4 protein-coding genes are annotated in these 3,192 nt (G+C 55.6%); 1 reads left to right on the forward strand and 3 read right to left on the reverse strand.

Annotated elements, in window-relative coordinates; genetic code table 11:
• Positions 1 to 150 precede the first annotated feature (150 nt).
• The gene (locus tag ACOYNV_RS26885) at positions 151 to 825 is read left to right on the forward strand and encodes a GGDEF domain-containing protein (protein WP_422902887.1); all 675 of its coding nucleotides are present in this window, start codon (positions 151 to 153) and stop codon (positions 823 to 825) included.
• A 27-nt stretch (positions 826 to 852) separates the two neighbouring features.
• Here the strand turns inward: ACOYNV_RS26885 and ACOYNV_RS26890 are convergent, their stop codons facing one another.
• The 3 genes from ACOYNV_RS26890 to ACOYNV_RS26900 form a co-directional block, all read right to left on the reverse strand.
• On the reverse strand, positions 853 to 1,707 hold the full coding sequence (locus ACOYNV_RS26890) for a secretin N-terminal domain-containing protein (protein WP_422902888.1): 855 nt from the start codon (positions 1,705 to 1,707) through the stop codon (positions 853 to 855).
• A gap of 44 nt (positions 1,708 to 1,751) precedes the next feature.
• Entirely contained in the window at positions 1,752 to 2,864 is a 1,113-nt protein-coding gene (zapE, locus tag ACOYNV_RS26895; protein ID WP_422902889.1) for a cell division protein ZapE, read from the reverse strand.
• A 143-nt stretch (positions 2,865 to 3,007) separates the two neighbouring features.
• Positions 3,008 to 3,192: hypothetical protein (locus tag ACOYNV_RS26900; protein ID WP_422902890.1), on the reverse strand; the 185-nt coding region annotated here is incomplete at its 5' end.

Below are 3,192 nucleotides of genomic sequence, written 5' to 3' on the forward strand. Positions count from 1 at the left end.
CTTCCCGATTCGAATGTTGGAAAAGGGGAAGTTATTTCGTAGGCGTTCCTTAGCAATACCCAGGCCCGGGCCATCCTCAACAACGGCCCGGCGTCCTTCACTGACGAAAGCGGTCTGGCGCTTAGCGAGGAAAGGCAGCCGGCTGCACTGGTGTTACGCACCCGGCGCGCAATCCAGAACCGCGTGCTCGGCATCATCGACACCGGAGCACCGAACCACTGGGTTGAGGCCAATGTCCTGCCGATCATTGCCAGCGATGGAAGCATTCGCCGCGTCCTGCTGACCATGGTGGATGTCAGCGAACGGCACTGGCTGGAAGCCAGGCTCGAACAGTTATCCGTGCGTGATCCGCTGACCGGCGCTTTCAACCGGCGGCGCACACTGCACCTGCTGGATGAGGAATGCCACCGTTCGCTACGATATGGCACACCGACAACAATTGCACTGATCGATATCGACCGTTTCCGTGAGTTCAACGAAACTTACGGCCGGGCTACAGGTGACCGCCTGCTCACCAGCGTCGCCCACCGGATTCGTGAAGTGCTGCGCGAAATCGATATCGTCGGCCGTTATGGCGGTGGCGAATTCATGCTGATATTGCCCAACGTCCATCTCGATGACGCAATGATTCCCCTTGAGCGTATCCGTGCACGGATTGAAGCCGAAAATTTTGGCAGTCCCGGCCGGAATATCACCATTAGCGGCGGCATTACCGAATGCGCCGGAGACACGGCCACGGCACTCATTGAACGCGCTCACGCGCTGCTCATTCAGGCCAAGGAGGCCGGACGCAACCGACTCTGTCAGGATGTCGAGATTTTTTGAATTAACTCCGTGCTGAAAGCACTATTTTCAGCGCAACTCTTCTACCAGCAGCCACACACTGCGATTATCCTGCGACTCGCCTCTACCGAAGTTCAGATTGCCGCGCTCAGCACCAGCCGCCTGTTGACTGCTGCCGCCAAGCTCGATCCATTCACCCAGCCGGCCCGACACCGTGGTCGAAACACGTTGCGTAGAGACACTGCCATAATCCCGATTCCCGGACGTATCGAATTGCGGGCTGATCTCCAGAGTCACCCGCTCACCCACCAATCGCGGAACAGCGTAAAACCCCTGACCAATGTCACGATAGACCACACTTTCGGTGACCGACACGCCATTCTGATTACGCACCACCTGGCGTAGCGGCACGGGCAGCGATTGTCCGACCTGGATAAAGGCCTGTCCACCTTCAACGACCTGCACCGCCTGACTGGTTTTCATGTCACGACTGCTGCGTGAATCGTAGACCCTTGCATTTACACTGGAATCGCCACGCCGGACTTCGATCCTGGTGTTACCCTGCGAACCGCTTGCTGGCTGAATGATGCGTACATTGTTACCAATACCGACACTGCCCGATAACTCAGCCCCTTGTTGGTTGCTCTCGGCGTCTCTGTTCTGGCTGACGCGGATCATCAAGCGACGCGCCGGTGTATCGATCGCGGCAAGCGCCTGCTTGACCTGCTCGCGGTTTCTCGCCGAACCACGCAGAATCAACTGGTTGTTCATCCCCGACAAGGCCCCACCCGGTTCGACAAACGGCTGTAGCACCGGGAGAACCTGCTCGATAGTGCGGTGCTTGAGCGGAATGATCTCCATCTCCTGCTGAGGGAAAGCCAGTCCCGATAAGCCAAGCCACAAAAGAAGCAACAGTCGGCGCATGGAGCTCATCTCAGGCATCTGATTAACCTGACCCGTCCAAACCTTCAGGACATATGCGGCAAGGAAAGGTACTCGCGAGAGCGCATTTCGGTCAACCGGCTGACGGTTCGGAAAAACTCGCTGGACTGCGTACCCTCGGTATAAAGCAACTCGGGCTCACAATCTGCCGTGACAATCAGCTTGACCTTGTGGTCATAGAGGACGTCCACCAGCCAGGTAAAGCGTCGTGCCTCGGAAGACATGCTGGCCGACATCTTCGGCACACCGGAAAGCAGGACCGTGTGAAAGCCGCGAGCCAGTTCCAGATAATCATTTTGCGAGCGCGGACCGCCACAAAGTGACTTGAAATCGAACCAGATCACCCCACTACCTTGGCGCAGCGTCGGAATCACACGCCCGAGCACTTCGATGCTCCCCCCCGGATTGCCCTCGCCTCCAGCCATTGCGACAAAATATTCGGCCATGCTTTCTTCGGCTTTGGCATCGACCGGAGAATGGAATATTTCAACTTGTTCCAAAGTACGCAGCCGATAATCAACGCCGGAATCAACCTCCAGCACATCCACTTTCGACTTGATCAAAGCAATCGTCGGCAGGAAATTCTCACGCTGCAAACCATTCGGATAAAGCCTGTCCGGCGGATAATTCGAGGTCATCACAAAGACTACTCCGCGCGCAAACAGTGCTTCAAGCAGGCGCTTAAGGATCATCGCGTCAGCAATATCGGAAACATGAAACTCGTCAAAGCAAATCAATCGGCACTGGGCGGCAATGCCCTCGGCCACTTTCATCAACGGATCAGTCTCGCCCTTGAAGACATTCAACTGGCAATGAACTTCCTGCATGAAGGCATGAAAGTGAATGCGTCGTTTGCGCACATACGGTACCGAGTCGTAGAAACAATCCATCAAGAAACTCTTGCCACGCCCTACCCCGCCCCAGAAGTACACGCCGCGCGGAACGACGGGCGGTGTAAAAACCCGACGCAAGGCGCTACGACGACCCACTTTGAAGGAAAGCAACTGATAGTAGAGAAGCTGAAGCCGTTCGGCAGCGGCGCTCTGCGCTGCATCAGCAGAAAACCCGCGCTCGGCCAGCACGGTCTCGTAAGCATCGAGCATACCGCGCTCGGGGACTTTTAAAACTCTATGAGGCATAAGTAACACTCGGCAAGGGGCAGTAACGAAGTTGCGAGCAAGTTGCAACTTCATCTCCGCTGGTTTATCGCGCAATGGAGTCCGTAACACTCCCCGTCAGCATAACTGGCCACGCCACGGTGTGAGGGTTTGATTCTAAAACATCATGGGCACAATGCGCGCGAAAAAATTGCAGATAATGCATCGTGGTTATCGAAAAAGTCGCGTCCGTAAAAATGAACATAGCACACCAAAATCTTCTCGAACTGAGGGTAGAATACTGCAGCTTCCTTGCTACTGTTATCTCGCGCCCCTATGGAGCCATTTGAATCGCGGCTTAATGGAGCCA

Source organism: Propionivibrio sp., assembly GCF_049316945.1.
Lineage (GTDB): Bacteria > Pseudomonadota > Gammaproteobacteria > Burkholderiales > Rhodocyclaceae > Propionivibrio.

Excerpts from the sequence above, each read along its gene's own strand:
- ACOYNV_RS26890 (WP_422902888.1), bottom strand. The coding sequence starts at position 1,707 with ATGCGCCGACTGTTGCTTCTTTTGTGGCTTGGCTTATCGGGACTGGCT.
- zapE (WP_422902889.1), bottom strand. The coding sequence starts at position 2,864 with ATGCCTCATAGAGTTTTAAAAGTCCCCGAGCGCGGTATGCTCGATGCT.